This is a genomic window from Petralouisia sp. (assembly GCF_056822245.1).
In genome coordinates this window covers 30,243-54,262 of the sequence record NZ_JBQIOP010000010.1, presented here as the reverse complement: position 1 = coordinate 54,262, position 24,020 = coordinate 30,243, and the positions used below count along the sequence as shown (strand labels likewise).

28 protein-coding genes are annotated in these 24,020 nt (G+C 46.7%); 5 read left to right on the top strand and 23 right to left on the bottom strand.

Features of this window, described 5'->3' with window-relative positions:
- Positions 1-157 precede the first annotated feature (157 nt).
- The 10 genes from ACTO17_RS05845 to acpP all read right to left on the bottom strand — a co-directional run bounded on the left by ACTO17_RS05845 (position 158) and on the right by acpP (position 9,463).
- Positions 158-1,258 carry an NAD(P)H-dependent flavin oxidoreductase gene (locus ACTO17_RS05845; RefSeq protein ID WP_482557251.1) on the bottom strand — a complete coding sequence of 367 codons (1,101 nt, stop codon included), beginning with the start codon at positions 1,256-1,258 and terminating at the stop codon, positions 158-160.
- Between the two features lie 26 nt (positions 1,259-1,284).
- Positions 1,285-2,970: an acetyl-CoA carboxylase carboxyltransferase subunit alpha gene (locus ACTO17_RS05840; protein ID WP_482557250.1), complete on the bottom strand. Its 1,686-nt coding sequence runs from the start codon at positions 2,968-2,970 to the stop codon at positions 1,285-1,287.
- The gene (locus tag ACTO17_RS05835; RefSeq protein WP_482557249.1) at positions 2,957-4,330 is read right to left on the bottom strand and encodes an acetyl-CoA carboxylase biotin carboxylase subunit; all 1,374 of its coding nucleotides are present in this window, start codon (positions 4,328-4,330) and stop codon (positions 2,957-2,959) included. Before ACTO17_RS05835 ends, ACTO17_RS05840 begins: the two co-directional genes overlap by 14 nt.
- 45 nt (positions 4,331-4,375) lie before the next feature.
- Positions 4,376-4,804, bottom strand: a complete 429-nt coding sequence (gene fabZ / locus ACTO17_RS05830; protein ID WP_482557248.1) for a 3-hydroxyacyl-ACP dehydratase FabZ — start codon at positions 4,802-4,804, stop codon at positions 4,376-4,378.
- Between the two features lie 83 nt (positions 4,805-4,887).
- Positions 4,888-5,340, bottom strand: coding sequence for an acetyl-CoA carboxylase biotin carboxyl carrier protein (accB, locus tag ACTO17_RS05825; RefSeq protein WP_482557247.1), 453 nt, complete (start codon positions 5,338-5,340; stop codon positions 4,888-4,890).
- Positions 5,341-5,344: 4 nt separating this feature from the next.
- Positions 5,345-6,586 carry a beta-ketoacyl-ACP synthase II gene (gene fabF, locus ACTO17_RS05820; RefSeq protein WP_482557246.1) on the bottom strand — a complete coding sequence of 414 codons (1,242 nt, stop codon included), beginning with the start codon at positions 6,584-6,586 and terminating at the stop codon, positions 5,345-5,347.
- 13 nt (positions 6,587-6,599) lie between these two features.
- Positions 6,600-7,343: a 3-oxoacyl-[acyl-carrier-protein] reductase gene (gene fabG / locus ACTO17_RS05815; protein WP_482557245.1), complete on the bottom strand. Its 744-nt coding sequence runs from the start codon at positions 7,341-7,343 to the stop codon at positions 6,600-6,602.
- A 16-nt stretch (positions 7,344-7,359) separates the two neighbouring features.
- Positions 7,360-8,292: an ACP S-malonyltransferase gene (fabD, locus tag ACTO17_RS05810; protein ID WP_482557244.1), complete on the bottom strand. Its 933-nt coding sequence runs from the start codon at positions 8,290-8,292 to the stop codon at positions 7,360-7,362.
- Between the two features lies 1 nt (position 8,293).
- A complete protein-coding gene (fabK, locus tag ACTO17_RS05805; RefSeq protein WP_482557243.1) occupies positions 8,294-9,229 on the bottom strand; it encodes an enoyl-[acyl-carrier-protein] reductase FabK in 936 nt (311 codons plus the stop codon).
- Positions 9,230-9,232: 3 nt separating this feature from the next.
- On the bottom strand, positions 9,233-9,463 hold the full coding sequence (acpP, locus tag ACTO17_RS05800; RefSeq protein WP_135988987.1) for an acyl carrier protein: 231 nt from the start codon (positions 9,461-9,463) through the stop codon (positions 9,233-9,235).
- 202 nt (positions 9,464-9,665) lie between these two features.
- On the opposite strand from acpP, the gene ACTO17_RS05795 reads away from it, so the two are divergent.
- Together ACTO17_RS05795 and ACTO17_RS05790 are read left to right on the top strand one after the other, a co-directional pair.
- Positions 9,666-10,769, top strand: a complete 1,104-nt coding sequence (locus ACTO17_RS05795; RefSeq protein ID WP_482557242.1) for an HD-GYP domain-containing protein — start codon at positions 9,666-9,668, stop codon at positions 10,767-10,769.
- Positions 10,770-10,786: 17 nt separating this feature from the next.
- A complete protein-coding gene (locus ACTO17_RS05790) occupies positions 10,787-11,137 on the top strand; it encodes a DUF1292 domain-containing protein (RefSeq protein WP_482557241.1) in 351 nt (116 codons plus the stop codon).
- Here ACTO17_RS05790 and ACTO17_RS05785 read toward each other — a convergent pair whose 3' ends face one another.
- The 4 genes from ACTO17_RS05785 to ACTO17_RS05770 all read right to left on the bottom strand — a co-directional run bounded on the left by ACTO17_RS05785 (position 11,138) and on the right by ACTO17_RS05770 (position 15,355).
- Complete coding sequence (locus tag ACTO17_RS05785) at positions 11,138-13,033, bottom strand: ATP-dependent helicase (RefSeq protein ID WP_482557240.1); 1,896 nt, start codon at positions 13,031-13,033, stop codon at positions 11,138-11,140.
- 3 nt (positions 13,034-13,036) lie between these two features.
- Positions 13,037-14,497 carry a glutamate--tRNA ligase gene (gene gltX / locus ACTO17_RS05780; RefSeq protein ID WP_482557239.1) on the bottom strand — a complete coding sequence of 487 codons (1,461 nt, stop codon included), beginning with the start codon at positions 14,495-14,497 and terminating at the stop codon, positions 13,037-13,039.
- Positions 14,498-14,533: 36 nt separating this feature from the next.
- Positions 14,534-14,698 (bottom strand): hypothetical protein, encoded by a 165-nt coding sequence (locus ACTO17_RS05775; RefSeq protein WP_482557238.1) that lies wholly within the window; start codon positions 14,696-14,698, stop codon positions 14,534-14,536.
- A 207-nt stretch (positions 14,699-14,905) separates the two neighbouring features.
- Positions 14,906-15,355, bottom strand: coding sequence for an Hsp20/alpha crystallin family protein (locus ACTO17_RS05770; RefSeq protein WP_482557237.1), 450 nt, complete (start codon positions 15,353-15,355; stop codon positions 14,906-14,908).
- A gap of 366 nt (positions 15,356-15,721) precedes the next feature.
- Here ACTO17_RS05770 and ACTO17_RS05765 point away from each other — a divergent pair, with 366 nt between their 5' ends.
- From ACTO17_RS05765 to ACTO17_RS05755, 3 genes are all read left to right on the top strand, one after another.
- A complete protein-coding gene (locus ACTO17_RS05765; protein WP_482557236.1) occupies positions 15,722-15,913 on the top strand; it encodes a helix-turn-helix domain-containing protein in 192 nt (63 codons plus the stop codon).
- Positions 15,914-16,102: 189 nt separating this feature from the next.
- Positions 16,103-16,285: a type II toxin-antitoxin system HicA family toxin gene (locus ACTO17_RS05760; protein ID WP_482557235.1), complete on the top strand. Its 183-nt coding sequence runs from the start codon at positions 16,103-16,105 to the stop codon at positions 16,283-16,285.
- Between the two features lie 50 nt (positions 16,286-16,335).
- Complete coding sequence (locus tag ACTO17_RS05755) at positions 16,336-16,764, top strand: type II toxin-antitoxin system HicB family antitoxin (protein ID WP_482557234.1); 429 nt, start codon at positions 16,336-16,338, stop codon at positions 16,762-16,764.
- Positions 16,765-16,883: 119 nt separating this feature from the next.
- Here the strand turns inward: ACTO17_RS05755 and ACTO17_RS05750 are convergent, their stop codons facing one another.
- The 9 genes from ACTO17_RS05750 to ACTO17_RS05710 all read right to left on the bottom strand — a co-directional run bounded on the left by ACTO17_RS05750 (position 16,884) and on the right by ACTO17_RS05710 (position 23,856).
- Positions 16,884-17,237, bottom strand: a complete 354-nt coding sequence (locus ACTO17_RS05750; RefSeq protein WP_482557233.1) for a hypothetical protein — start codon at positions 17,235-17,237, stop codon at positions 16,884-16,886.
- 236 nt (positions 17,238-17,473) lie between these two features.
- On the bottom strand, positions 17,474-17,818 hold the full coding sequence (locus ACTO17_RS05745) for a phenylpyruvate tautomerase MIF-related protein (RefSeq protein ID WP_482557232.1): 345 nt from the start codon (positions 17,816-17,818) through the stop codon (positions 17,474-17,476).
- 90 nt (positions 17,819-17,908) lie between these two features.
- A complete protein-coding gene (locus tag ACTO17_RS05740) occupies positions 17,909-18,556 on the bottom strand; it encodes a GDSL-type esterase/lipase family protein (RefSeq protein WP_482557231.1) in 648 nt (215 codons plus the stop codon).
- Positions 18,557-18,559: 3 nt separating this feature from the next.
- Positions 18,560-19,258, bottom strand: coding sequence for an N-acetylmannosamine-6-phosphate 2-epimerase (locus ACTO17_RS05735; protein WP_482557230.1), 699 nt, complete (start codon positions 19,256-19,258; stop codon positions 18,560-18,562).
- A gap of 88 nt (positions 19,259-19,346) precedes the next feature.
- The gene (locus tag ACTO17_RS05730) at positions 19,347-20,264 is read right to left on the bottom strand and encodes a dihydrodipicolinate synthase family protein (RefSeq protein ID WP_482557229.1); all 918 of its coding nucleotides are present in this window, start codon (positions 20,262-20,264) and stop codon (positions 19,347-19,349) included.
- A 63-nt stretch (positions 20,265-20,327) separates the two neighbouring features.
- Positions 20,328-20,450: a hypothetical protein gene (locus tag ACTO17_RS05725; protein ID WP_482557228.1), complete on the bottom strand. Its 123-nt coding sequence runs from the start codon at positions 20,448-20,450 to the stop codon at positions 20,328-20,330.
- Between the two features lie 65 nt (positions 20,451-20,515).
- Positions 20,516-21,421: a carbohydrate ABC transporter permease gene (locus ACTO17_RS05720; protein WP_482557227.1), complete on the bottom strand. Its 906-nt coding sequence runs from the start codon at positions 21,419-21,421 to the stop codon at positions 20,516-20,518.
- Between the two features lie 17 nt (positions 21,422-21,438).
- Entirely contained in the window at positions 21,439-22,335 is an 897-nt protein-coding gene (locus ACTO17_RS05715) for a carbohydrate ABC transporter permease (RefSeq protein ID WP_482557226.1), read from the bottom strand.
- Positions 22,336-22,473: 138 nt separating this feature from the next.
- Positions 22,474-23,856 (bottom strand): extracellular solute-binding protein, encoded by a 1,383-nt coding sequence (locus ACTO17_RS05710; protein WP_482557225.1) that lies wholly within the window; start codon positions 23,854-23,856, stop codon positions 22,474-22,476.
- Positions 23,857-24,020 lie beyond the last annotated feature (164 nt).

Sequence of the window (24,020 nt, the reverse complement as noted above, 5' to 3'; positions counted from 1 at the left end):
TGATGTCTCTTCCTCTTTCTGTAACGTCCTGTCTCTTCCCTGTTCCGTATGAGAATTGACTCTACGGAACAGGTTCATGAACAATTTCTATGCTTCTTTTTCATTATAGCAACTTCTAAGGGTTTTGGAAAGATATTTTTCCAGGAGTTTTATATTTTTACAAAAATTGTGAGAATTCTTTCATGATTTCAGACACATGTTCCATTTTTTCTGCCCGCCATGCGTTGGCGCCGCAGAACACCAGGCCATGATCTGTATTTCCTTTGACTGCATGAATTAATGCATCTGTGATACAATAAGGAATTTCTTTTGGATTGCATTTTTCCAGGCATTGATGGCAGTTCCATTCCCTGGCTTCCTCCAAAGGCCTTCCATGCTCCAACAGGGATGCTCCTGCCGCCTGTTCCTCTGTTTTTTTGATAAATGCATTGCGGATGGCCCGTCCCGGCATACCCACAGGACTTTTTACAATCTGAATATCATCTTTCCCGGCCTTCAGATATGCGTCTTTGTAGGGCTGACTGGCGTCGCATTCCCAGGTAGTTACAAAACGGGTAGCCACCTGCACGCCGTCTGCGCCCAGTTCCAGGATACGCTTCATATCCTCCCCGTCATAAATCCCTCCGGCCACCACCACCGGAATATGGTACTGATATTTTTCACTGTACTGACCAACCAGTTCCAGGATTTGTTTGATTTCTGATTCATAGTCCTCTGGCTGAATATGCTCTAATTCATCCAGGGAAAATCCCAGGTGCCCTCCTGCTTTCGGCCCTTCAATGACCACAAGATCCGGGCACCGCCTGTATTTCCGATCCCACATCTTACAGATCACTGACGCCGATTTCCGGGAAGATACGATAGGGGCTATCTTTGTCTGAAAGGGTTCCACAAGAGCGGGAAGCTCCGCAGGCAGACCTGCGCCGGAAATAATCAAATCCGCTCCGGCTTCTGCAGCAGCGCGGACATAATCCCCGTACCGCCTGGTGGCCACCATAATATTTACGCCCACAATCCCGCCTTCTGCAATTTCCTTTGCACGGCTGATTTGGGTTTTGATTGCTTTTAAGTTGGTCTCGATGGGATGCCTGTCAAATTCCGGCTCCTGATAACCAATCTGGGCCGTGGAAATAACTCCTATCCCGCCGCATTTTGCCACAGCTCCGGCCAGGCCGGCCAGGCTGACTCCCACGCCCATACCTCCCTGTATAACAGGAAGCTCTGCCTTTAAATCTCTGATTACCAATGGTCTGCTCATGATTTCCTCCTGTAGCTTTGGGCATGTTACATATTCCGGAACCTTTCATACCGCTGTTTGGCCAGTTTCTCTCCCTCCATGGGCAGATACTGATGGAGAAATCTGCGGATTTCCTCCTGCATGGTTTCTGCAATTTTTGCCGCATTCTGGGAATTTGCCGGCTGAGGCTCCGGAATCACCTTTTCAATAATTCCAAGTTCCTTTAAATCTTCCGCTGTTACGCGCATCTGTTCCGCCGCCTCCGGCGCTCTGGAAGCATCCTTCCACATAATGGAGGCAAATCCTTCCGGTGAAAGAATGGTGTAGGTGGAATTCTCCATCATCCACACCTCATTTCCCACTGCAAGAGCAAGAGCTCCGCCGCTGCCTCCTTCTCCGATGACAATGCTTAAAACAGGAACCTTCAGATCAGACATTTCAAAAAGATTTCTTGCAATGGCTTCTCCCTGTCCCCGTTCCTCTGCTTCCATGCCGCAGAAAGCGCCCGGCGTGTCCACAAAACAAATAATGGGACGGCGGAATTTTTCTGCCTGCTTCATCAGGCGCAGCGCTTTCCGGTATCCTTCCGGAGAGGGCATTCCGAAATTCCTGGTAATGTTTTCTCTGGTAGTTTTGCCCTTCTGCTGTCCGATTACGGTTACCGGACAGCCGTCCAGGTATCCGATCCCGCCTACCACGGCTCCGTCGTCCGCAAAGTGGCGATCTCCGTGAAGCTCTGTAAAATCTGTGAAAATCTCCTGTATATACTCCAATGCTCCCGGTCTGTCCTGGGCTCTGGCGCGCAGAACACGTTCCCAGGCTGATACTCTGTCATAGCGTCTGGAGCCGTCTGCTTCCCTGGCATGTTTTCTGCGGTTTGGAATCAGCGCCTCTTTCGGCTCTACCCGCCGGTGCATCACAATCAGCTTCACCAGCGTTTCTTTCAAATCTTCCCGTTCTACCACATTGTCAATCAGTCCATGCTCTAACAGAAATTCTGCCCGCTGAAATCCTTCCGGCAGTTTCTGGCGTATGGTCTGTTCAATTACCCTTGGGCCTGCAAATCCCACCAATGCCCCCGGTTCCGCCAGAATAATATCTCCCAGCATGGCAAAACTGGCGGTAACGCCTCCGGTGGTGGGATCGGTCAGGACAGAAACGTAAAGAAGCCCCGCTTCAGAATGACGTTTCAGCGCAGCAGAGGTCTTGGCCATCTGCATCAGGGAAACCATTCCCTCCTGCATTCTGGCTCCGCCGGAACAGGTGAAAATAATCACCGGCAGGTATTCTTCGGTGGCGCGTTCCACTGCCCTGGTAATCTTTTCCCCCACCACATAGCCCATGCTGCCCATCAAAAACCGTCCGTCGCAGACACACACCACAGCCTGTTCTCCGTGAATGGTGCATTTACCGCAGGTAACAGCCTCGTCAATCCGGTAACGCTCTTTCAGGGAAGCTGTTTTCTCCTGATATTCCGGATATTCCAGGGGATCTTTATTTTCGATTCCTTCGTCCCATTTCTCGTAAGTGCCTTTATCCGCCACCATACGCAGACGTTTCTTGGTGCTGACGCGGAAATATTTTCCGCATTTATAACAAACATAATGATTCTGCCTTACATCCTCTTTGTAGAGAAGTTCTCCGCAGCCCTCGCATTTGATCCATAACCCTTCGGGTACGGTTGGCTCTTTTGCAGAAGTAAACACAGAACCGGTCTTTTTAAACTTCAGCATCTATTTCCCTACTTTCCTGTGATTCATAATATTCCGGAATAAAATGTGTGGTGATATTTCCTGACAAAAATACCGGATGGTCTAACATATCGTACTGAAAGTCCAGATTTGTGGTGATTCCGTCCACCACCACTTCCCCCAGCGCGCTGCGCATTTTCCGGATGGCGTCTGCCCTGTTCTCTCCATGGACAATCACTTTGGCCACCATGGAATCGTAAAAAGGCGGAATAGTATATCCGTTATACAGAGCGGATTCAATGCGGACGCCGTTTCCTCCCGGAAAATGCAGATCTTTCACAGTTCCCGGACAGGGCATGAAATTCCGCTCCGGATCTTCTGCATTAATCCTGCATTCAATGGCATGGCCTTTCAGCACAATGTCCTCCTGACGCAGATGCAGAGGCTCTCCCGCCGCAATCCGAATCTGTTCTTTCACCAAATCAATTCCTGTCACCATCTCTGTCACCGGATGCTCCACCTGAATTCTGGTATTCATCTCCATAAAATAGAAATTCATGTGCTTATCCAGCAAAAATTCTATGGTTCCTGCATTTTCATAATGGGCGGCTTTCGCTGCCAGGGCCGCTGTCTCACCCATGCGCTGACGCAGATCATCTGTCATAATGGCGCAGGGGGACTCTTCTATCATTTTCTGATGGCGTCTCTGAATGGAGCAGTCCCGTTCCCCTAACCAGAGTACGTTTCCGAATTTATCCGCAAGGATCTGTATCTCAATATGCCTGGGTTCTTCGATGTATTTCTCAATATACATGGTATTGTCCCCAAAAGCATTGATGGATTCCTGCTGCGCCAGGCGGAAATGATTCTCAAATTCCGAAAGGTCTGCGGCAATCCGCATTCCCTTTCCGCCGCCTCCGGAGGAAGCCTTGATCATCACCGGAAATCCTATCTCTTTTGCAAGCTCCAGGCCCCGTTCCCATTCATACACCGGCTCTTTCGTTCCAGGTACCACCGGAACCCCTGCTTCCATCATGGTCAGCCTTGCCTGTGATTTATTGCCCATCTTTCCGATGATGTCGCCGGAAGGGCCGATAAATGCAATGCCGCAGCTTTCACACATGGCTGCAAAATGTTCGTTTTCTGACAAAAATCCAAATCCCGGATGAATCGCCTGGGCTTTGGTGGCAATGGCTGCGCTTAAGACACGCTCCATATTTAAATAGCTGTCTGCCACCGGAGCTTTCCCGATGCAGACTGCTTCGTCTGCAAGCTGTGTATGCAGCGATTCCCGGTCTGCCTCTGAATATACTGCAACCGAAAGGATTCCCATTTCCCTGCAGGCACGGATAATCCGCACAGCAATTTCTCCCCGGTTGGCAATTAATATTTTCTGAAACATATAAAATGCTCCTTTAACTTTAAAAAAAGGCTTTCGTTTTCTGTTCTAATTTACAGCGAAGGTAAGTTCTGCAGCGACGGCAACTTTCCCGTTTACCGTGGCTTTCGCGCTTCCCACGCCTACCGGCCCTTTTTGCTTTACAATTTCCAGTTCCAGTGTCAGCACATCCCCCGGAACTACCTTCTGTTTGAACCGGGCATTGTTGATAGCTCCGAAATAAGCTGTTTTCCCCTTGAACTCCGGCTGGCTTAAAATGGCAACCGCTCCGGTCTGAGCCAGAGCCTCCACAATCAGCACTCCCGGCATTACCGGTTCTCCTGGAAAATGACCTGCAAAAAACGGCTCATTATAGGTGACGCATTTTTTCCCCACTGCCCGTTTTCCCGGTTCTAACTCCTCTATCGTATCGATCAGTAAAAACGGCTGACGGTGCGGAATAATTTCCATAATCTCCTTTGTTCCCATCAGTGACATAACAGTCCCTCCTGACAATTTAATATCATCCAAATTTCATATCATCTGAATTTCATTGATTGCATTTATGCTGAAATTATGGTTTACCCAATGACAAATAACGGCTGGCCATATTCAATGACGTCCTCATTGGAAACCAGGATCTGCCTGACAATGCCGTCGTAATCACTTTCAATTTCATTCATCAGCTTCATGGCCTCCACAATGCCGAGCACCTGGCCTTTGGACACGGGATCTCCCACCTTCACAAAGGGCTCTGCTTCCGGTCCCGGCGCGCTGTAGAAGGTTCCCACCAACGGAGATTTTACCACATTTCCCTCTGTCTGCGGGGCTGCATTTTGACCTGCCGGCATTTCCGCCGCCGTAAGAACCGGCGCCCCGCTTCCTGCCGTCTCCGCCACATTATTGATGGTGACCAGCTTCTGCTTCTTATCCTTTTTCATGGAAATGGACACCCCGTTTTCTTCATAGGAGAACCGGGTCAGCTCTGATTCGGAAACTGCCTGAATCAATTTCACAAGATTATCAAATTCCATATCTTTACTCCTGTTCTTCAAACTTTTTCACCAGAAGGCTGGCATTATGTCCTCCAAAGCCCAGTGAATTTGTTAAAGCATAATGAAACTTTTTGTCTATTCCGCTGCCTTTCATATAATCCAGATCTAATTCTTCCTCTGATTCCTGCAATCCCACGGTTGCATGGATATACTCATGCTGCATTTGCAGAATACACGCAATTACTTCCACTGCGCCGGCCGCTCCAAGCAGATGCCCAATCATGGATTTGGTAGAGTTAATTTTCATCTGATATGCATGTTCTCCAAAAACCTGTTTGATGGCTCTTGTCTCAAACAAATCGTTGTGATGGGTACTGGTGCCGTGGGCATTGATATATTCAATCTCTTCCGGCGACGCGCCTGCATCTCTTATGGCATACTGCATTGCCATGGCAGCTCCCATGCCGTCCTCTGCCGGAGAAGTGATATGATAAGCGTCACTGGTGGCTCCGTATCCTGCAAGTTCCGCCAGAATATGGGCGCCGCGCTTTTTGGCATGTTCTAATTCTTCCAAAACTACAACCCCGGCTCCTTCTCCCATGACAAATCCGCTGCGGTCTTTGTCAAAAGGAATGGAGCACCGGTTCACATCATTACTGGAGGATAATGCTGTCAGCGCTGTAAATCCGCCTATTCCAATGGGTGTAATGGCGCTCTCTGTTCCTCCGGCCACCATCACGTCTGCGTCTCCTGCCTGGATGGTGCGGAATGCCTCTCCGATGGAGTGGGTGCCGGTGGCGCAGGCAGTTACCACATTCAGGCTTTTTCCTTTTAATCCAAACTGGATAGAAACATTTCCTGCCGCCATATTGGTAATCATCAGAGGAACCAGAAGCGGATTGATTCTGCCCGGCCCCCGTTCCAGCATTTTCTTATGCTCCCGTTCCATGGCCTGCAGACTTCCCACGCCGGAACCGATGGCGCAGCCTACCCGGTAAGGATCTTCCTGTTCCATCTGAATGCCGGACTGTTCCAAAGCCTCTTTTGCAGCCGCAACTGCATACTGGCAGAACAATTCCATACGCTTGGCAGATTTCACATCCATATAGTTCTTTCCTTCAAAGCCTTTGACGCTTGCCGCCACCTTTACTTTGAAATCTGTTGTATCAAACTGGGTGATCTCGCTGAATCCGGTTTTCCCTTCTCTCAGACCTTCCCAAAATTCTTCTGTATTTAATCCGATGGGCGTAACAGCGCCCATACCGGTAACTACAACTCTTCTCATTCCTGCTCCTTCCTTACATTCCCATGCCGCCGTCTGCCTGCAAAACCTGACCGGTAATATAAGAGGCTTCCTCAGAGACTAAAAAGCAAACTGCATTGGCCACCTCTTCGGCTCTGCCGAAACGTCCGAAAGGAATCTGGGCTTTACCGGCCTCAACCGCCGATTCCGGCAGCTTCTCTGTCATTTCTGTTTCAATAAATCCAGGGGCTACGGCATTGACGCGGATCTCCCGGGAAGCAAGCTCCCTGGCCAATGATTTGGTGAACCCAATGACTCCTGCCTTAGAAGCGGCATAATTGGTCTGTCCCGGATTGCCCAGAATGCCGGAAATGGAAGAAATATTTACAATACATCCTGATTTCTGCTTTAACATCTGCCTTGCCGCATGTTTGCAGGTATGGAATACCCCCTTTAAATTCGTATCAAGAACTGCGTCAAATTCCTCTTCTTTCATCTTAAGAATCAGGTTGTCTCTGGCAATTCCTGCATTATTCACCAGGATATCCAAACGTTTCTGCTCTGAAATAATCTGCTTCATCATAGCTTCCACCGCCTGGGGATCAGACACGCTGCAGCCGAAGCTTACCGCTTTTCCTCCATGCTCCAGAATTTCAGCCACCACCTGTTCTGCCGCCTCCCTGGAACCGTTATAATTTACGATTACCATGGCGCCTTCTGCTGCCAGCTTCAGGGCAATGGCCCTGCCGATTCCCCGGGAAGCTCCGGTAACCAGAGCTGTTTTTCCTTCTAATCTCATATTAATTCCAGCCTTCCTATTTTGCATCTGTTTTCAGTATTTCCAGAAGCTTTTCCATATCTTCCACGGTCTCCACATGGTAGCTTTCGAGCTGCGGCACAATCTTTTTCAGAAAACCGGACAACGTTTTCTTGGGGCCGATTTCAATAAAGGTATTTACCCCTTCCGCCGCCATCAGTTCCACGCTCTGCTGCCAGCGCACAGGAGAAGAAATCTGCCGCTTTAGCAATCCTTTTACCTCTTCCCGATCCAGTACGTATTCCGCTGTCACATTGGAAATATAAGGAGCTGTAAGCTCTCCCACTGTCACATGCTCCAGTTCTTCTGCCAGTTTCTTTCCGGCTTCCTCAAGCATACTGGTATGGAACGGCCCGCTGACCTTTAAGGGCATGCACCGTTTTGCACCGGCTTCCTTCATCTTTTCCGCTGCCTGATTTACCGCTTTTTCTTCTCCGCTGATAACAATCTGTCCCGGACAGTTGTAATTCGCCACAGATACGATTCCTTTTGTTTCTTCACAGATTTTTTCCACTGCATCTGCCTCCAGGCCCAGCACTGCCGTCATTGCGCCGCCGGTGGGAACTGCCTCCTGCATAAATTCTCCCCGTTTTACCACCAGCTCTAAGGCGTCGCGGATACTCAGGCCGCCGGACGCTGTCAGCGCGGCATATTCTCCTAAACTTAAACCTGCATTTACAAAAGAGGTTACGCCTTTTTCTTCCAATACTCTTAAAATCGCAAGCTCCACCGTCAGCATTGCAATCTGCGTATATTTTGTAATATGAAGATCTTCATTTTCCCGGAAAATCAGTTCTTCCATGGATCTTCCTGATACTTTTCCTGCAATGGCAAATACTTCTTTTGCCCTGTCAAAATTCTCGTAAAAATCCCTTCCCATGCCGGTGTACTGCGCACCCTGGCCCGGAAAAATAAAAGCAATTTTTCTCATATCATACTCCTCGCATCAAAGCCTGTGCTTCCTTCACAATTTCTTCTACAATCTCCTGGCAGGTCTGTTCTTTTTTGATCATTCCTGCAATCTGTCCTGCCATTACAGTTCCATGCTTCACATCCCCCTCCATCACTGCATTGCGCAGGGAGCCTACAGTTAAAAGCTCCAGTTCTTCAAAGGGAACCCCTTCCTGTTCTTTCTGTATGTATTCTTTGGTCATCTGGTTGCGAAGCTGACGGATGGGATGTCCATGGCTTCTTCCCGTTACTGCGGAATCAATATCCTTCGCCTTGATAATCCGTTCCTTATAATTGGGATGGCAGATGGATTCCTCTGCAACTACAAACCGGGTTCCAAGCTGCACTGCCTCTGCCCCAAGCATAAAGGCCGCCGCCATTCCTCTCCCGTCTCCGATTCCGCCTGCGGCTATCACAGGCACTGTTACTGCATCCACAACCTGGGGCACCAGTGTCATGGTGGTGGCTGCTCCGATGTGTCCGCCGGATTCTGTCCCTTCTGCGATAACTGCGTCTGCACCGCCCCGCTCCATCATCCTTGCCAATGCCACGCTTGCCACAACCGGTATTACCTTTGCGCCGGCTGCTTTCCACATTTCCATATATTTTCCCGGATTTCCTGCTCCGGTGGTAATTACCGGCACTTTTTCATCCACAAGCACCTGCGCCACTTCATCTGCATAGGGGCTTAAAAGCATTACATTTACGCCGATTGGTTTATCTGTCAATTCTCTTGCCTTACGGATTTCATCTCTTACCCAGTCTGCCGGAGCGTTGGCGGCGCCGATAATTCCAAGACCGCCGGCGGCAGATACCGCGGCAGCCAGATGGTGCTCTGCCACCCATGCCATTCCGCCCTGAATCACAGGAACTTCTATCTGCAGCAGATCTGTAATTCTTGTTTTAAACTGCGACATCTCTTATTCCACACCTTTTTCTTTCAAATATTCTACCACATCTCCCACAGTTGCCAGTTTCTCCAAATCTTCTGAAGGAATTTCCACAGAGTACTCATCCTCCAGCGCCATTACCAGCTCAAATAAATCCAGAGAATCTGCGCCCAGGTCATCCTTAAAGGAAGTTTCCAGGGTAATTCCATCTGCTTCTGTGCTCAGCTGCTCTGCAATAATTTCTTTCATTCTTTCAAACATTTCTATAATCTCCTTTTAATCTTCAAATATTTTGATAATCAAAGTATATCATAAAATAAACCTTTGTCAATCAAAATTTATGAATTTTTTCATATGACAGTAGAAATTTTTCTCAGCATATGATATGCTAGTTTTATTGAGATCATATGACAGAGCTCTTCAAACGGGAATCTGCTGCTGTCACAATAAAGGGGGAACCATAATGATAAAAACAGCCACAAAAGATCTGTCCGCAGGAATGGTGACTGCCGAACCTGTGTACAGTAAAACAGGGCAGCTTCTCTTCCCTGCAAACACCATACTGACCTCCCAGCAAATTACTTATCTGGAATTCTATGGTGTGGAAAGCATCAAGATTATTCCGGAACAGGATATCAACGATGCTTCACTGGACACCGGAGCTTCTGCGTTGGAGGCAGAGCAGGAAACTTATGCCCAGAAAGTAAAGAAAAGCCGGAAATTCCATGAATTTAAAGTGGACTACAACAAGAAAGCAACTATGCTGAAGGATTGTTACCAGCAATTAATCGATAAGAAAGAACCTTTGGATTCTGACGCACTTCTGGATCAGGTCAGCAGTCTCTATTCCAATCATCTGACGTCTCTTTCTGTTTTTGATATGCTGCACAATATGCGCCAGATTGACGACACCACCTATGCCCATTGTATTAATGTTGCAATTATTTCCCGGATGATGGGAGAATGGCTGAATATTACCGGCGAAGATCTGGAAGATCTGACCCTTGCAGGGCTCCTCCACGATATCGGAAAATGTCTGGTTGATCCGGAACTCCTGAACAAACCCTCATTGACAGATGAAGAATTCCGGTATGTGAAGGAGCATCCCAATCTGGGACTGAAGATTCTCACTGACAGCAACAGCCAGATAGACAAACGGATTCGCTCTGCCGTCCTTATGCACCATGAGCGCTGCGACGGTTCGGGTTATCCTTCCGGACGAAAAGGGGACACGATTACAGATTTTGCCAAAATTGTTGCCATCGCCGATGTGTACGACGCAATGACCAGCAAACGCTGCTATCGGAAAGGCATCTGTCCCTTTGAAGTAATCGCCACTTTTGAACGGAAAGGATTTGAGCGGTACGAAACCAAATATCTGCTGCCTTTCCTCCACCATATTATTGATACCTACATCGGCAATTCCGTGCTGTTAAACGACGGCTCCACCGGGAAAATTATTATGATTAACCGGCAGTTTCTCTCCCGTCCTGTGGTCAGCACTGCCACTGTTACCTATTTGGATTTATCCAAGCATTTTGAACTCTATATACAGGCTATTATATAGGAAAGGAGACACCCGCAATGAGCAACAAGCCAAATACACGGCCGGAACAGGAAGCCCTGGAAGCAGATGAGGACGACGAGGAAATCCGCGTCACATTATCCATGGACGACGACTCTGAGGTAGAGTGCCGTATCCTGACAATCTTTGAAATGGAGGAGCAGGATTACATTGTACTGCTTCCGTTAGATGAAGAGGGCAACGACAACGAAGAGGGAGAAGTCTTTATTTATCGTTATCAGGAAGATGAGGACGGCAATCCTTCTCTGGAAAATATTGAAGATGAAGAAGAATTCGAGGCGGTTTCTGACTGCTTTGACGAGCTTTTGGATGAGGCGGAATGGGATGCCTTACTGGAAGATGATGACTAATTAGAATTGCCGTTTGTTTTCAAAGACATTGGAATTTGGGGACGAACGGCAGTTTTGCATTTCTTCTACAAACCGGGAAACATCCACTTCTCTCCCATTGTATTTCTTTACGCTGTGAATATACAGATTTTCTTTTGCCCTGGTAATGCCTACGTAAAACATTCTGCGCTCCTCCTGCAAATCTGCGTCCAGAACGGCTTTTTTATAGGGCATCAGCTCCTCATTCACATCCAGAATATGCACGTTTTTATATTCCAGTCCTTTTGCGCTGTGAAGAGTGGCAAGGGAGACGCACTCTGTCATGGTTTCCTGCTGCTTTTTCTGCCGTTTCAATTCCCCGGTATATTCTTCCATATGCGCAAACCATTCTTCATAGGTGCGGAATGCCCGGGCCCCGTCCTGCAGTTCATCCAGCACCTCTATCAGATTATCTTCGCTGATTCTCCGATACCCGGCATACTCTCTCAGATATTCCTCGTATCCGATTCCCATGCGGATATAATTGATGGCGGCATAGGGACCTGTTCTGCTCAATACCCGCAAGTCTCCTTCCAGCTGTTCAATCCGCTCTGCCACCCAATGCTGTTTTTTCTCATAGAAAAAATCTGCCCATACATCAAAGGCAATGGTGTCAGCTTCCAGGCTCTCTCTGGTAATATAGCGGTTGGGGCGGTTCATAATCTGCAGAATATCTCTTCTGCTGCGGCTCCCCTCAGACAGCCGTATGTAGGTTAAAATATCCCTGGCAATCCAATGTTCGTAGATATTGGGAATGTTGTCTTTGGTGCGGAAAGGAATATTATAGGCCATAAGCTGAGACATAAACAGCCTGGGCTGAGTATTGGTGCGAAACAGTACCGCACAGTCATTATAACTGCCTCCTGCCCTGCAGTCTTTCAGAATCTGTTCAATAATTGCTTTTCCTTCCTGCTGCTGATTCTCCCAGAGAAAATATTCCGTTCCCTGCTTCGGTTCCCGGTCATCTCTGTCCCGCCGGGGCCGTATCTTTTTTTCAAACCGCTTTTGATTATGGGAAATCAGCCGCAGAGAGGCTTCCACCACAGAGGGGCAGGAACGGTAATTGATATCCAACAGCACCCGCGCGGCTTTGGGGTATGCTTTTTCAAATCCAAGCATCAGCTCCGGCTTTGCGCCCCGGAACCGGTAAATGGATTGATCGTCGTCCCCCACCACAAACAGATTATTTTCCGGCAATGCCAGCATCTTTACAATATCAAACTGCAGGCGGTTAATGTCCTGAAACTCGTCAATCAGGATATACTGATACTTGTTCTGCCAGGCCGAGAGAATATCTTTGCGCTGATCAAACAGCTCATAACAGTACACCAGCATATCGTCAAAATCAATCAGACGATGCTGCTTCATCCTGCTGTCATAGCCTCGGTAAATCTGTTCGAAAATCTCCTTACCGCAGTTTTTGGGATAATAATGCTCCAGGGAAACCCCTGTGTTTTTCATCAGAGAGATCTCTCCCAGCAAGTCCCCGGCAAATTCATTCTCATCTTCATATTCCAGGCGCATGTTCTGAATCATCTCTTTCATAAACTGAAATCTCTGTTCTTCCCGGATGATGTTGCCCCCATGGAATCCATAAGCATGCTTCAGGATTTGAAAAAACACGGCATGAAACGTGCCGAAGGTAACCGGAACCTTCTTTTGGCCCATCAGGCGGTGAAAACGCTCTTTCATCTCTGATGCGGCCGCTTTGGTAAATGTTATTACAAGAATATGGGACGGAGCAATCCCCTGACTGGAAATCAAGCGTCTGGTTCGCTCTGTGATGACCGTGGTTTTCCCAGACCCCGGGCCCGCTAATACAAGCATAGGCCCGTTGACATGGTTTACCGCCTCCGTCTGAGATTTGTTTAAACTCATAAATTACAGTTCCCTCTCCAGTTTTGCGATGGCTGCTTTCAGTCTTGCCACAGATTCCTCTTTGCCAAGGACTTCCATCAGCTCTGTAGCTCCGCCCGGCGTCATCTGTTTGCCGGAAACTGCTGTACGCACCGGCCACATGGCATAACCGTTCTTACAGCCTTTTTCTTTGACGTAGCTGCAGAGCGTCTCATAAAGCGCGTCGTTGGAATAATCTTCCTGGGCTTCAAAGATCGGAAGAAGCTCCCGCAGCGTTTCAAGGGAAGATTCCGGCGTAGTTTTCATTTTCTTATGGGCGTACATGGAAATCTCATATTCAGGCACAGCCTCAAAGAAATCCACATGTTCCGCAATATCAGGGAAAATCTCAATTCTGGTCTTTACCATGGCCGCAATCTTTTTCAGGTCGTATGCTTTTTTCACGGATTCCTTCAGATAAGGCTCCGCCATCTCATAAAACCGGTCAAAGTCCATGGCCTTTAAATATTCTCCATTCATCCATTTTAACTTCACCATATCAAATACGGCAGGGGATTTGCTGATTCTGCGATAGTCAAATTCCTGTATCAGTTCTTCCAGAGAGAAAATCTCCCTGTTTTCCTCCGGACTCCAGCCCAAAAGGGCGATAAAATTCACCACTGCTTCTGTAACAAATCCCTGGTCAAGCAAATCTTCAAAGGAAGCATGTCCGCTCCGCTTTGAAAGCTTCTTATGGTTTTCGTCGGTAATCAGGGGCAGATGGATATAGACCGGAGATTCCCATCCAAAAGCATCATAGAGACGCTGATATTTGGGAGATGAAGAAAGGTATTCGTTTCCCCGGACTACATGGGTGATATTCATGGTATGGTCATCCACCACATTTGCAAAATTATAAGTGGGATATCCGTCGGATTTGATCAGGATCATATCGTCCAGTTCTGCGTTTTCCACGGTGATATCTCCGTACAATTCATCATGGAAGGTGGTAGTGCCTTCCTTTGGAATATTCTGACGGATCACAAAAGGCTTACCAGCCGCCAGATTTGCTTCCACTTCTTCTTTGGATAAGGACAGGCAATGCTTGTCATACATCATGATTTCCTTGCCTTCCACAACCTCCGTTTTCAGAGATTCCAGTCTTTCCTTATCACAGAAGCAGTAATATGCCTCTCCTTTTTCCACTAATTCTCTGGCATATTTCATATAAATCCCTGTCTGCATCCGTTCACTCTGCACATAGGGGCCGAACCCTCCGTCCCGGTCCGGGCCTTCGTCATGTTTTAATCCGGCCTGATCCAGCGTGCGGTAAATAATCTCTGTGGCCCCCTCCACAAAACGCTCCTGATCCGTATCCTCAATCCGAAGCATGAAATCCCCGCCGTCATGTTTCGCAATCAAAAATTCATACAGCGCGGAACGCAGGTTGCCCACATGCATTTTTCCTGTGGGGCTTGGCGCATATCTTGTTCTGACTTTACTCATCTATTTTCTCCTTTACCGGGAATCCCCTTTATGACTTTAAATTTCAACATTAAAAAAATCCAGCATATATGTTATCTCAGACAAACTGATGGCGGCATCATGAATGGCGCTTAAATCTTTTTGCTGAAAGCCATCCTCTAATTGCCGTCTGGAAACTTCAAACATTTCCCTCAGATCCTCTTCTTTGATATCCATATCCATGATCAAGCTCTCCTTTCTTCTGCCTGCTGCACAGAACTTTTCGCTACAATTCTTTATTATACAACGATTCTCCCATAATAAAAAGAGTTTCCTGCAAGAAAAATAAAAAAATCCCGGTTTTGTCCTTAAGAGCAAAACCAGGATTTTCCTGAACAATCTTATTCTTAGTTTTTTCACAGATTTGAGACTAAATCTGCGGCGGGCAATTTATTTAATTGGAATGTACTTTCTGTCCTCCACCGCCGCAATCTCTTTCTTGGGAACGGTAAGTTTCAGAATGCCGTTTTCAAAGCTGGCATGAATGTCCTCCTGCCGCACGTCTTTTCCAACGAAAAAGCTTCTCTGACAGCTTCCCATGTAACGCTCCCGACGTACAAATTTCCCTTTTTCATCTTTCTCTTCTTTATTGATATTGCGCTCCGCTGAAATCGTCAGATAGCCGTCCTTCAAATCTGCTTTCAAATCTTTCTTCTCATACCCCGGCAATTCCACTTCCAACTGGTATTTATCTCCCAGATCCTGGATATCTGTGGACATATAAGAAGCGCTGTTCATGCTGCCGAAGGGTGAACGGAATGCATCCCGGAACATATGGTCAAAAGAATCGTTGAAAAAGTCGTTGCTTAAATTGGAATTAAAAATACTTGGTACTAACATAGGGCCTTCCTCCTTACAAATGGTTCTATCTTTATTATTTGTTATTATAATAATTTTATCCCCGTTGGCAGCGGGTCAGGCTGCCGCGGAGCTTTTGGAGCCAAAGCAAAATCCATTAGGTGAATGTCTTTTGTTTTGTTCTAGTTGTAATATAGCACTTATTGTTAGCACTGTCAATAGGTGAGTGCTAATATTAGATGGAAATTTTATGAAGTGGTGATAAAATGGGCATTTGTAATGTATAACCAATTTTAAACATCTATATTTTCTACCTTTTCTGTGACTTTTTTTGAAAAATCCTGCTGCACGTAGCATTTTATAGCAGATGCAGCAGGCAAATATCATTTACCCAATCTTCATATTCTCTTGTACTTTTTCCATTTTCTTCTGAACCATTGTAAAATCCGCCAAGAAAAGCTGATAGGACAAGGCACATTGATCGCCTTAAAAAATGGAACTGGCGGACTTGACAGCAAAACCATATCACGGCTTTGTGAATTTCTTAACTGTCAGCCGGGGGATTTAATGGCGTACGTGCCGGATAATAAAATGGAATAAGGCAGCAGGTGGCATGACTGTATTTTCCCCCATTTGTGGACGAATATTAACGGAACATCCTGCTGCCAGTCTGTATACTTTCCTGAAATCCGCATATAATATCTACGTAAAATACGTATATTTTTTATGTTTTTCTCTTTATAATACGTAAAATACGTGTTATTATATAATTGTAAGGAGGAAACATACATGAGATTCAGAGAAGCTGACCGAATGCTAAAGGATGATGGATGGTACGTGTCAGACATAAGCGGCTCACATTACCAATACAAGCACCCAACAAAGCCCGGAAAAGTAAGCGTTCCGAATCATCCCGGTGACATCCCGAAAAGTATTGTTAAATCCATACGCAATCAGGCGGGGCTGAAATAAGCCCTGCCCCTTGCAAATAATATAGATTACACGGAAAGGAGCAATGATTTATGAATTATGTATACCCGGCTGTTTTCTATGAGGAAGAGGGCAAAATATCAGTCCTTTTCCCCGACTTAGGGAATCTTGCAACTTTTGGGGATAATGTGGCGGACGCTATGCGCATGGCGGGGGATGCCTGCGGTCTGTATCTGTTTACCGCCCTGCGTGACGGTGAATCCCTCCCGGCTCCCAGTGCATTAAGCGAAATCAATCCTGCTGCCGTCCTGAAAGATTTTGAAATGGAATCCGCTTCGGATAGTGCTTTCGTCAATATGGTACTGGTGGATATGACCGAATACGCAAAGCAGCACAGTGACAAGGCAGTAAAAAAGACTTTAAGTATCCCCATGTGGCTGAATACTCTTTGTGAGGAAAAAAGCATCAACTTTTCAAAAGTATTGCAGGATGCTTTATTGGCAAAAGTACAGTCGCTTTGACTGGCAGCAGTCCAAAACAGAATATGCTTTACTTGATAAGAAAACCGCCCTGACACTCGCCAAAGTACAAAGGGCGGTTTTCTTCTGTCTATTCATGTTTTAAAGCCTATTTCCGCCCTTTATCCCCCTGTAAACCGCTGTGTAGGATTTATCTTTATCCACGCAACCGGGATATGGGCGCACAAGCTGCCGTCCTGATTTTCCGCCACAATCACACACTCCTCCGGGCGTTCTGCTGCCAGTTTCTTAATACGGCTCTTATAGCGCCCCTGACAGAAAATGACTGCTGCCCTCCCGCTGTCCTTTATGAACTCAATCACATTTGCCACATTGCCAGTGATTTCCGCCAGCAAAATTTCCCCATGCCGCGTTATCGTGTCCACTAATTTTATTCTGGCCCGGTCAATCAAGGTTTTTTGCTTCCTGCGCATATCGTGTAAAGAAATTCCTTTTTTGTTTGTATTTTTGTGCATTTCCCTCGCACATATATCGTGTCTACAAACTCCCTCATGCCCTATTGATACGTCTGAACCTTTTACTGAAAAGGAAAAGGCCATCAAGCAAGCCAAGAAACTAAAGTGCGCCATTTATGGGCTGTCCTCTGCTTTCTTTCACAGTATAATTTCTATAAATCCTTACACAACAAAACCCCCGTTCCTTCAGGAACCGGGGCCTTCATCTGCCGCTGACTGGCTGCTTGGTCATTCAATTAAAAGTTCTTCCCATTCCAACCCCATTTGCTGACTTCCTCATACTTCACATAAATGCGGTCTTTCTTAATCTGAAGTTCTTCCTCATAAAGCCCGCAGATAGCTGCTGTCATCTTATTTGCAGCCTCGTCTGAAAAGCCTCCGAACACCTTCACCTCAAGAAAAGCCGCGGGCTGATCTCCTGTACCCTGAAAGTACAATTCGCAGTTATCTGCAAACTCAATCATCAGCCAGTCCTCAGTCTTGCCGGGAATCAGGGAAATGGCCTGTCCCAGCTTTTCTTTCAGGGATTCTTTCTGTCCCTGGGACATGGATACGCTTACTCTGGAATTAATAAACGGCATAATTTTTCTCCTTTTCAAATGCAGTGTTTTTCTTCTCTATCCTATCAGAAAAACACTGCATTTGCAACTAATACCAGCGAATCCGGCAGTTCAGGCCAGAATTTCCGCTATCTCTTCTGCCAGAGCCTCCGCAAGCTGATGGTGCCCCTCCTCTGTGAGATGCATAAAATCCACATCGTTGGGCGGCGCGGTGATTACCTTATTTCCATCCAGATAGCGGCAGCCTGTAAGCTCTGCAATTTTCCGGAATTCTTCTGCAAGCATCTCTGATTTTTCTGCGCATCCCCGGCCCATGGTAGGCCCTACATCCGTGCCCTGGTATTTGGGGTCAATATTCTGAGGGGTTACAATCAGGATATTGACCTTGCCGCCTGCCCAGCAATCCCTGGTGGCGGCGGCTTTATCCACTAACTGCTTCAGCCCCAGGGCAATGCACTGCGCTGAAGCAGAAAATCGTTCCTTGGTGTCATTGGTGCCAAGCATAATCACCAATAAATCCACCGGTTCATGGCTCATCAGGCAGGAATAAATCACATCCATGCCGGAACGCTCTTCAAAGATGGGATCGGAAAAACAAGTAGTCCGCCCGCTCAGCCCTTCCTCCAGAATAAGATAGTCATCGCCTAATTTTTTCTGCAAAAGACAGGTCCAGCGCTGTTCTTCATCAAAACGCCCTCCGGTTTTTGCACAATATCCATGGGTATTGGAATCCCCAAAACAAACAATATGTTTTTTCATAACTTACCTGCCCTCTACTGCTTTCATAAAACGCTGGGCAATTTCCAGGGGCCTTGTGATGGCTCCGCCCACTACTACCGCAAAAGCTCCTGTTTCCAACATTTTCACTGCCTGCTCCGGGCTGTGGACTCTGCCTTCTCCAATCACCGGAACGTCTATGGTTTCTGATAATTTCCGCACCAGCTCATAGTCCGGGCCGTCTGTTTTTTGCGTATATCCGGTATAGCCGCTCATGGTGGTTCCTACCAGATCCATTCCCAGCTTCCAGGCATTTACGCCTTCCTCATAAGTGGAAATATCAGCCATAAGAATTGCCTCCGGATATTTTTCACGGACCTCTGTGATAAATTCACTGACCGTTTTTCCATCCCCCCGCTTCTGGTTGGTACAGTCCAGGGCAATAATGTCTGAGCCTGCCTCCACCAAATCATCCACTTCTTTCATGGTTGGTGTAATGTAGCTCTCAAATCCTTCGTACTGAACCTTAACCAGCCCAATAACCGGAAGCCCTGTTTCTTCTTTAATGGCAACCACATCACGGATGCTGCTGGTACGGATCGCCGGAGTTCCCGCCTGCTTCGCAGCCCGCGCCATCAGATACATAATGGATTTCTCCTCCACATACAGAGGTTCCCCCGGCACTGCCTGGCAGGATACGATAATTTTCCCCTTGATTTTTTGAAATAATTCTTCTTTCTTCATGTCTGCCTCCTTATAAAATTATTTTCATATTGTAAAAAGCGGCCGTTTCTGCAGCCGCTTTTTACAATGGTATTATGACTTACTCAAATCAGCAAAACTCTTTCATTGCTTTATCAATCATAGCTGCACATTTTTCTACCTGTTCCATATCCTCCGGAATCAATGCCGGAAGAGGTTTTCTTACGCCGCCCAAATCAAGCCCTTCTCTGATTTTCAGAATTGCTTTTATGACGCCGTACAGATTCCCATGGCAGGCGCACATTGCATAAATGATTTCATTGGCTGCATACTGGATTTTTCCGGCTTCTTCCATATTGCCTGCTTTTACCAGTTCTTCAATCTTCAGGTAAAGCTCCGGCATTACGCCATAAGTTCCGCCGATTCCTCCGTCTGCCCCAATGGCAAGGCCCGATACTAACTGCTCGTCCGGGCCGTTGAATACAATAAAGTCTTCCCCGCCCTCTGCCTTAAACATCTGAATATCCTGTGTGGGCATGGAACTGTTCTTTACCGCAGCCACCCGGGGATTTTTCTTCATCTCCCGAAACAGCGGCATGGTCAGCGCAACCCCTGCAAGCTGAGGAATATTATAAATAACAAAATCCGTGTTGGGAGCCGCTGAGGAAATATCATTCCAGTATTCTGCAATGGCATATTCCGGCAAATGGAAATAAATGGGCGGAATTGCTGCAATCGCATCCACTCCAAGGCTTTCTGCATGGGCAGCCAGTTCTTTGCTCTCTGCTGTGTTATTGCAGGCCACATGGGCAATCACAGTCAGTTTTCCCTCTGCCGCCTTCATCACATGTTCCAGGGTCAGCTTCCGATCAGCAACTGTCTGATAAATGCATTCTCCGGAAGAACCGCCCACATAAACGCCCTTGACGCCTTTTTTCAGCATATATTTTGTTAAAAGCTCCACACGTTCGCCGTCAACTTCTCCGTGCTCATTGTAGCACGCATAAAATGCGGGAATAATTCCCTGATATTTGTCTTTTTTATTCATCGTTTTCCCTTCTTTCCTTTTGCTCCATAACAATGCTCCATTAACAGTAATACTCCCCGTACATTATACCACATTTTTTACCGGCGAGTCTGTGAAACTGCTGAAACCTGCTTCTCTTTCCCGGAATTTCACAGCGGCTTTCACTTTATCAGAAACTCCCACCATTCCTTCTTCCGCCGCTGCCATAAATTCCGTATACCTTCCAGAAACCTGAAAAAAGCAGAACCAGCTGAAACGCCCGCGCTTTATGCTTAGCCCTTTACTGCGCCCATGGTAATTCCCTTTGTAAAATACTTCTGGAAAATCAGGAAAATGACAATAATCGGGATTGCAGCCAGGGACGCGCCTGCCATAATCAAACCGAAATCTGTTGCATTCTCCGCCTGCAGTTTTGCAATACCAAGGGATATAGTAAGGGTGTCCGTGCTGCTCAACATAATCAACTGCATGAAGTAATCATTCCATGAATTGATAAATGTAAAGATTGCCAGCGCACCAATCCCCGGTTTAATCAACGGAAGGGCAATGGTATAAAATGTTTTCCATTCTCCCGCGCCGTCAATTCTTGCTGCTTCCATCATTTCTCCCGGAATTCCCTCTGCAAACTGCTTCATCAGAAATACGCCGAAGGGCCATCCCACAATTGGAAAAATAACTGCCCATATCGTATTATACAGCTCTAAGGATGACATTTCACGCAGCAATGGAATTAAAATCACCTGTTTCGGAAGCGCCATCGCGCAGACAATCAGAGAAAACATCACGGTACGTCCGATGAAGCGTTTCTTTGCAAGGGCATAACCTGCCATAGCTGCGGTAATACAGGTAAGAATCATAGATGCCACTGCCATAAACACAGTGTTAACCAGCCAGCGCATTGCAGCCGGCATTTCCGGTCCTGCAAAAGAAACATCCGTAAATGGAACATGTATCTCCCAAAGGGGAGCAACCTGTCTGCTGAACAGTTTCTGATAATTATCCATTACCCACTCTGTCGGCCACCACTGGGGCGTTGTTGAATTGATAGCTGCAGGCGTCTTAAAGGAGCCTGTAATAATCCAGTACAGAGGAAACGCAAACAGAAATGCAAAAATAGCGATTGCTGCAACGGATACCATTTTATATGCGGTAGAACGGTTAAAATTTGTATTCTTCATATCTGCTTCCTCCTCTCCTATTCTGACTTGGCCATCTTAAACTGCACTGCAGAAAGAACTGCAATAATAATTGCCAGAACCACGCCCATGGCATTTCCATAACCATAGCGATACAGTTTAAACGCATTGTAATAAATGTAAAACATAATTGTATCGGTACTGTGGTTTGGCCCGCCGCTGGTTAACAGCTGAATCAGCGCAAAGCACTGGAAACTGTTAATGGTGGTAATCACCAGTATGTACAGAGTAGTGGGCATAATCTGCGGCCATTTAATCTTCCAGAAACACTGCATCTTTGTTGCGCCGTCCACTTCTGCCGCTTCCACCAGGGACTGATCTACATTATTCAATGCAGACACGTACAGCACGATGGGCTGGCCCACAGAGGTTGTGAGAAGAATCAGAATAATACATCCCAGAGCAAACCTCTCGTCTCCCAGCCAGTTGATATTCTGATCCAGGATACCGGCTTTATTCCCAACATAGTTGAAAATGCCATAATAGTTATTGAACATCCACTTCCATACTACCGTAACCGCAACGGAACCTGTTACCACCGGAAGATAAAAGATACATCTGAATGCAGAGCATACCGGCCCTTTCAAATCATAGATAACAGAACTTACCCACAATGAGAAAATACATACCACTGGCACGGATACTACTACGATGATAACCGTATTCCATAACGCTCCGCGGAAAATAGGATCCTGAAACAGCTCTTTATAATTATCCAACCCTATAAAAATATCTTCACGGTTCATGGTTGAATCAAAAAAGCTTGTAAATACACACTGTACCATGGGATAAATAACAAATCCCAGAAAGAAAATCAAACTTGGCAGCATAAATGCATAGCCTGCGATGGTTTCCCGGCGCACTAACGCCCTGCTCATGGGATTCTTCTTCGTCATAAGATTTCCCCCTTCCTGTCCTTTCCTAATCCATAATTATTCATAAATTACTCTGTAAGATTACATAAAACGCCCCTTCCCGCATACCTCGGGAAGGGGCGCAGGTTTCAGGCCTATCACTTAATTCGGCTCTGGTTCCTAGTTAGCTGCTGCGGCTGCCGCATTTGCGGTAGTCACAAACTCCTCTACTGCTGTCTTTACATCTGTTCCTGTTCCAATCTGCTGCAGCATATTCCACCATGCGGTACGCGCTTCTGCCCATCCGCCTACTACCTGATAGTAGTCGCCCATAAATGGGATAAATTTGGAATATTCAGTCATCAGTTCATCGCCTTCATAGATATTGCCCAGGTCTTTTACCGGCCAGTAGCTGGAAGCTTTTACGCTTTCTACTACCTGTGTTTCATCATTTGCCATAAAGTCGATAAATGTCTTAGCTGCTTCAATCTTAGCTGCATCGCCGTTATCAAAGATACCGAATCCCCAGATACCGCCGCAAAGCTTAGGATCGCCGCTTTCTGTCGGAAACGCCATAGGCAGAACGTCAAAACCGATGGTTTCTGCATTGTTCTTCTCCTGGGATACGTTCCAGCAGAATGCCATTGCCAATGTGCCGTTGCTGAACAGGTTCACTTCATCTCCGCCCTGGATAGACGCGTCGAAGCTGATTCCTTCCATTCCCTTTAACAGTTCAAGCGCTTTAACGTTCTCTTCACTGCTTGCTGTATATTCTGTATGTTCCGGATTGGTGAAAGTTCCGCCGTACAGGTTGTTGATCAGGGCGCGTGTTCCCTGGTCTCCGCCCTGGCCGCCGCAGTACACTGCTCCAACCTGAGCCTGGCCGGAAGCTGCAACAGCTTCTACTGCCTTCTGGAATCCTTCCGTTGTCCAGGTTCCTTTTTCTTCATCCAAATATTGAAGTGCGTCTGCCGCTTCAAATACGTCTCTGTTGATTGCCATGGTATGCGCTGTCATACATAATGGATATTCATAGAATACGCCTTCGTTGTTCTGGCATGCGCTCTCTACAGAATCGTAAATTGCTTCTTTCGCTTCATCTGTCCATAAATCAGAAAGATCTACCATAAGTCCTTTTGCACCCCAGTTTGCAACCAGTCTTTCCGGGCCTTCCATAACCAGGTCCGGCGCTTTTCCGCCTTCAATGGCTGTGTTGATCTGATCATCGCCGTTGGTGTAATCCAGATATTCCACACTTACATTGATATTGGGATTTGCTGCAGTAAAGCTGGAAATCAGACCGTCTACCGTAGCAGAATCTCCCCAATTGCCAATGGGATAAGTCCACAGTGTAATGTCTGTCATCTCTCCGGAAGCTTCAGGAGCTTCCTCACCATCTGCAGCGTCGCTGCCTTCCTCTTCGGCATTGGCGTCTCCGGCATTGTCCTGTTCTGTCTTGGTATCTTCTTTCTGTTCTTCCTTCCCGCCGGAATTGCCGCAGGCTGCAACAGAAAATGCCATTACACAGCTCAATGCCAGTGCTAAGATTTTGCGATACTTCATAGATTCATCCTCCTTCTTTATACATGCTCTTTTTCTTATGTGCACATGTATGTATTTTGTAGTTTTATAATATATTTGATATGGTTATTTGTCAATAGATTTTTGAAAATATTTTTCAAGTTATTTTATTTTTGAAAATTTCTAACATAATGATTGAAAGAACT

What these genes read in the sequence shown, in the direction of transcription:
- ACTO17_RS05720 (WP_482557227.1), bottom strand. Translation starts at nt 21,421, where the DNA reads ATGAAGAATACAAATTTTAACCGTTCTACCGCATATAAAATGGTATCC.
- ACTO17_RS05760 (WP_482557235.1), top strand. Translation starts at nt 16,103, where the DNA reads ATGAGATTCAGAGAAGCTGACCGAATGCTAAAGGATGATGGATGGTAC.
- fabZ (WP_482557248.1), bottom strand. Translation starts at nt 4,804, where the DNA reads ATGTCACTGATGGGAACAAAGGAGATTATGGAAATTATTCCGCACCGT.
- ACTO17_RS05740 (WP_482557231.1), bottom strand. Translation starts at nt 18,556, where the DNA reads ATGAAAAAACATATTGTTTGTTTTGGGGATTCCAATACCCATGGATAT.
- ACTO17_RS05710 (WP_482557225.1), bottom strand. Translation starts at nt 23,856, where the DNA reads ATGAAGTATCGCAAAATCTTAGCACTGGCATTGAGCTGTGTAATGGCA.
- accB (WP_482557247.1), bottom strand. Translation starts at nt 5,340, where the DNA reads ATGGAATTTGATAATCTTGTGAAATTGATTCAGGCAGTTTCCGAATCA.
- ACTO17_RS05785 (WP_482557240.1), bottom strand. Translation starts at nt 13,033, where the DNA reads ATGAGTTTAAACAAATCTCAGACGGAGGCGGTAAACCATGTCAACGGG.
- ACTO17_RS05755 (WP_482557234.1), top strand. Translation starts at nt 16,336, where the DNA reads ATGAATTATGTATACCCGGCTGTTTTCTATGAGGAAGAGGGCAAAATA.
- fabD (WP_482557244.1), bottom strand. Translation starts at nt 8,292, where the DNA reads ATGAGAAAAATTGCTTTTATTTTTCCGGGCCAGGGTGCGCAGTACACC.
- ACTO17_RS05735 (WP_482557230.1), bottom strand. Translation starts at nt 19,258, where the DNA reads ATGAAGAAAGAAGAATTATTTCAAAAAATCAAGGGGAAAATTATCGTA.
- ACTO17_RS05835 (WP_482557249.1), bottom strand. Translation starts at nt 4,330, where the DNA reads ATGTTTCAGAAAATATTAATTGCCAACCGGGGAGAAATTGCTGTGCGG.
- acpP (WP_135988987.1), bottom strand. Translation starts at nt 9,463, where the DNA reads ATGTTTGAAAGAATGAAAGAAATTATTGCAGAGCAGCTGAGCACAGAA.
- ACTO17_RS05840 (WP_482557250.1), bottom strand. Translation starts at nt 2,970, where the DNA reads ATGCTGAAGTTTAAAAAGACCGGTTCTGTGTTTACTTCTGCAAAAGAG.
- ACTO17_RS05730 (WP_482557229.1), bottom strand. Translation starts at nt 20,264, where the DNA reads ATGAATAAAAAAGACAAATATCAGGGAATTATTCCCGCATTTTATGCG.
- fabK (WP_482557243.1), bottom strand. Translation starts at nt 9,229, where the DNA reads ATGTCGCAGTTTAAAACAAGAATTACAGATCTGCTGCAGATAGAAGTT.
- ACTO17_RS05725 (WP_482557228.1), bottom strand. Translation starts at nt 20,450, where the DNA reads ATGGCAGCGGCGGAAGAAGGAATGGTGGGAGTTTCTGATAAAGTGAAA.
- ACTO17_RS05745 (WP_482557232.1), bottom strand. Translation starts at nt 17,818, where the DNA reads ATGCCGTTTATTAATTCCAGAGTAAGCGTATCCATGTCCCAGGGACAG.
- fabF (WP_482557246.1), bottom strand. Translation starts at nt 6,586, where the DNA reads ATGAGAAGAGTTGTAGTTACCGGTATGGGCGCTGTTACGCCCATCGGA.
- ACTO17_RS05795 (WP_482557242.1), top strand. Translation starts at nt 9,666, where the DNA reads ATGATAAAAACAGCCACAAAAGATCTGTCCGCAGGAATGGTGACTGCC.
- fabG (WP_482557245.1), bottom strand. Translation starts at nt 7,343, where the DNA reads ATGAGATTAGAAGGAAAAACAGCTCTGGTTACCGGAGCTTCCCGGGGA.
- ACTO17_RS05790 (WP_482557241.1), top strand. Translation starts at nt 10,787, where the DNA reads ATGAGCAACAAGCCAAATACACGGCCGGAACAGGAAGCCCTGGAAGCA.
- ACTO17_RS05770 (WP_482557237.1), bottom strand. Translation starts at nt 15,355, where the DNA reads ATGTTAGTACCAAGTATTTTTAATTCCAATTTAAGCAACGACTTTTTC.
- ACTO17_RS05845 (WP_482557251.1), bottom strand. Translation starts at nt 1,258, where the DNA reads ATGAGCAGACCATTGGTAATCAGAGATTTAAAGGCAGAGCTTCCTGTT.
- ACTO17_RS05775 (WP_482557238.1), bottom strand. Translation starts at nt 14,698, where the DNA reads ATGGATATGGATATCAAAGAAGAGGATCTGAGGGAAATGTTTGAAGTT.
- ACTO17_RS05715 (WP_482557226.1), bottom strand. Translation starts at nt 22,335, where the DNA reads ATGACGAAGAAGAATCCCATGAGCAGGGCGTTAGTGCGCCGGGAAACC.
- gltX (WP_482557239.1), bottom strand. Translation starts at nt 14,497, where the DNA reads ATGAGTAAAGTCAGAACAAGATATGCGCCAAGCCCCACAGGAAAAATG.
- ACTO17_RS05750 (WP_482557233.1), bottom strand. Translation starts at nt 17,237, where the DNA reads ATGCACAAAAATACAAACAAAAAAGGAATTTCTTTACACGATATGCGC.